Genomic DNA, 3,119 nt, shown 5'->3' with positions numbered 1-3,119 from the left:
TATTGTGCGGTATGAGGATACGTATGGGCGGGCGTGATGAGTTATGGGTTGTGAGGGAATGGTTAAGGGGGAATAGGGAATTTGTCTATCCACAATTAACTATTCCCTATTCACTCATAACCCATAACTCACAACCCCAAACTCATAACCCAATTCCCAATTATCAATTCCCTATTCCCTGTAAATAAAATGACCAAACTAACCTGCTTCAAAGCCTACGATATCCGTGGCCGAATACCTGATGAATTGAATGAAGCTATTGCCTGGCGGATTGGTCGGGCAACGGCGGAATTTCTTAAGCCAAAAACCTTGATAGTCGGTGGTGATATTCGCCTTTCTACGCCTGAACTGAAAGCTGCTTTAAGTGATGGGCTTAGAGCCGGTGGAGCAGAAGTCATTGATATTGGCTTGTGTGGTACAGAAGAAGTTTACTTTGCCACTTCGCATTTGAAAGCGGATGGAGGCATTATGGTGACCGCCAGCCATAACCCGAAAGACTATAACGGAATGAAGCTGGTGCGTGAGGAGAGTAAGCCGATTTCCGGGGATACCGGGTTGCGGGAGATTCAGCGGTTGGCAGAGGACGTATTTATTGAGCCTTTTGCCACTTGCCCGGTAAAATCTTTGGAGTCTTACCAGAAGATCAGCAACCTGGATGCTTATGTTGAGCATATTCTGGGGTATATCAAACCGGATGAATTGAGGTCTCTGAAATTGGTGGTGAATGCCGGGAATGGTGCCGCCGGGCATGTGATCGATGCCATTGAAGAGCGGTTAATTGTCGCTGGTGTGCCGGTGGAGATTGTGAAGATTCACCATGAGCCGGATGGTGATTTCCCCCATGGCATCCCTAATCCACTGTTACACGACTGTCGGCAGGCAACCATTGATGCGGTGCTAGAGCATAACGCCGATATGGGTATTGCATGGGATGGTGATTTTGACCGCTGCTTCCTGTTTGATGAGAAAGGTCAGTTTATTGAGGGATATTATATTGTCGGGCTGTTGGGTGAGGCGTTTCTTGCTCACTACCCAGGCGCGAAGATTATCCATGATCCGCGATTAACCTGGAACACCATCGACCAGGTTTCGACCGCTGGCGGTGTCCCTGTGTTGTGCAAAACCGGCCATGCATTTATCAAAGAGCGGATGCGGGAAGAGGATGCAGTCTATGGTGGCGAGATGAGTGCCCACCATTATTTCCGTGACTTTGCCTATTGTGATTCCGGGATGATTCCATGGTTATTAGTTGCTGAGTTGATGTCTCATAAAAACAAGGCGCTTTCGGAACTGGTGGAAGAGCGAATTGCGTTGTTCCCGTCTTCTGGTGAAATCAACAGCACTCTGGCCAACCCTCAGGAAGCTATTGCCAGCATTCTGGCTATCTATGAGAAAGACGCGGTAACGGTTGACCATACCGATGGTATCTCGCTGGATATGGGCGAGTGGCGCTTTAACTTGAGGCTTTCTAATACAGAACCAGTAATCCGGTTGAATGTTGAAAGCCGTGGTGATATCTCCCTTATGGAGCAAAAAACGGATGAGTTATTGTCATTAATCCGTAGGTGATTTATTTGTTGTTTATTGCCTTCATTCCCGGTGCTACTACTTTTTTGCACTTTATAACCACGAGTTTCCCTTAATGCCTGTGGTTACTTAAACCTTTTGAGTCACCTTTTTTGTTTAATGAAAAATATCTGCTTCTCTGCCAATACCTCCTGGTATCTTTATAACTTTCGCAGAAATACCATTCTGGAATTCAAACGCCGTGGCTATCGTATTTTCTGTGTTGCCCCGCTGGATGATTACAGCCAGCGTCTGGCTGATGAATTGGGCGTTACGTTTATTCCACTGGATATGGATAACGCCGGTAACTATCCGGTGAAAGACCTGAAAACTGCCAGGGACCTGTTTAAGATTTATCGCCAGTGCAAACCCCTTGTGGTGTTTCAGTTCACCATTAAAAACAATATTTACGGTACTCTGGCCGCAAGAGCGTTGGGTATACCGGTAGCCAATAATATTTCTGGCCTGGGTACTGCCTTTATTCATACAGGTCTGGTTGGTCGGATTGTTCGTGGGCTTTATAAAATCAGCCAGCCATTTGCCTACCAGGTATTTTGCCAGAACAGTGAAGACCAGGAGCTACTGGTGAAACACAAGCTGGTTAAAGCCGACAAACTGACATTATTGCCCGGCTCCGGTGTTGACCTTAAACGGTTTAAACCGGTGGAGTTGCCTCCGGCACCGGATCGTTTTCGTTTTCTCTATGTGGGGCGCATGCTTGGCGATAAGGGGTTACGGGAGCTGGTTGAAGCCTTTGCCATGTTAAAGCAGAAAGGTGTATCGGCAGAACTCAAATTGGTCGGCTTTGCGGATGCCAAAAACAAAACTGCTATTACGCGTGAGGAGCTGAAAAGCTGGGAGGAACAGTACGGTATTGAGTGGCTTGGATCGTCCGATACCATTGAGGCGATTCTGGCCCGGGCGGACTGTGTGGTGTTGCCATCCTATCGTGAGGGGTTGCCCCGTTCCCTGCTGGAAGCCTGCGCCATGGCCCTGCCAGTGATCGCTACGGATGTACCGGGTTGTCGCAGTGTGGTGACTCATTATGAGAACGGTATTCTCTGCCAGGCAAAAGACCCGGTTTCGCTTTACGACGCTATGATGGCCATGATCAACCTGCCTGAGCAGGCCCGTCGGGAGATGGGGCAGAAAGGGCTGGAGTATGTCACCAAGAACTACTGCAAAACGCTGGTGATTGATGCTTATGTAAAAGTGGTTGATAGCCTGGAGCGTAGGAAGTTGGCTACGGCTTAGTGTTTTTTGTTTACCACAGCACCCGAAGGGCATAAAAGGCACAGAGGCCACAGAGTTTTTTCCCTAAAATAAAATCTTTTCTCTGAGTCCTCTGCGCCTCTGTGGTGAAAATATAGTGGAGAAACCGGCGAAGGAAGACGCGCCCAGTAATCTTGCCATTATCGGCCGCTATATTCTTACACCGGATATCTTCGACCTGATTCGCGATACCGGACCGGGCAAGGGCGGCGAGATCCAGATTACCGACGCCCTGATGGCCCAGGCCCAACGGGGTTGTGTGCTGGCTTATAAGTTCAAGG

Annotated in this window: 2 protein-coding genes and 1 pseudogene; all 3 read left to right on the top strand. The window is 48.5% G+C overall.

Annotated features, from left to right (window positions below):
- The first annotated feature begins 189 nt into the window (after window positions 1–189).
- Window positions 190–1,569 carry a phosphomannomutase CpsG gene (locus KDK13_RS06065; RefSeq protein ID WP_257284073.1) on the top strand — a complete coding sequence of 460 codons (1,380 nt, stop codon included), beginning with the start codon at window positions 190–192 and terminating at the stop codon, window positions 1,567–1,569.
- A 117-nt stretch (window positions 1,570–1,686) separates the two neighbouring features.
- Window positions 1,687–2,820, top strand: a complete 1,134-nt coding sequence (locus KDK13_RS06060) for a glycosyltransferase family 4 protein (RefSeq protein ID WP_257284072.1) — start codon at window positions 1,687–1,689, stop codon at window positions 2,818–2,820.
- Window positions 2,821–2,929: 109 nt separating this feature from the next.
- Window positions 2,930–3,119, top strand: a pseudogene (locus KDK13_RS06055) (sugar phosphate nucleotidyltransferase); the annotation flags it as partial.

Source organism: Endozoicomonas sp. SESOKO1 (genome assembly GCF_024606265.1).
Taxonomy (GTDB): Bacteria; Pseudomonadota; Gammaproteobacteria; order Pseudomonadales; family Endozoicomonadaceae; genus Endozoicomonas.
The sequence above is the reverse complement of the archived record's forward strand: the minus strand, read 5'-3'. Positions and strand labels throughout refer to the sequence as shown.

Excerpts from the sequence above, each read along its gene's own strand:
- KDK13_RS06060 (WP_257284072.1), top strand. The coding sequence starts at position 1,687 with ATGAAAAATATCTGCTTCTCTGCCAATACCTCCTGGTATCTTTATAAC.
- KDK13_RS06065 (WP_257284073.1), top strand. The coding sequence starts at position 190 with ATGACCAAACTAACCTGCTTCAAAGCCTACGATATCCGTGGCCGAATA.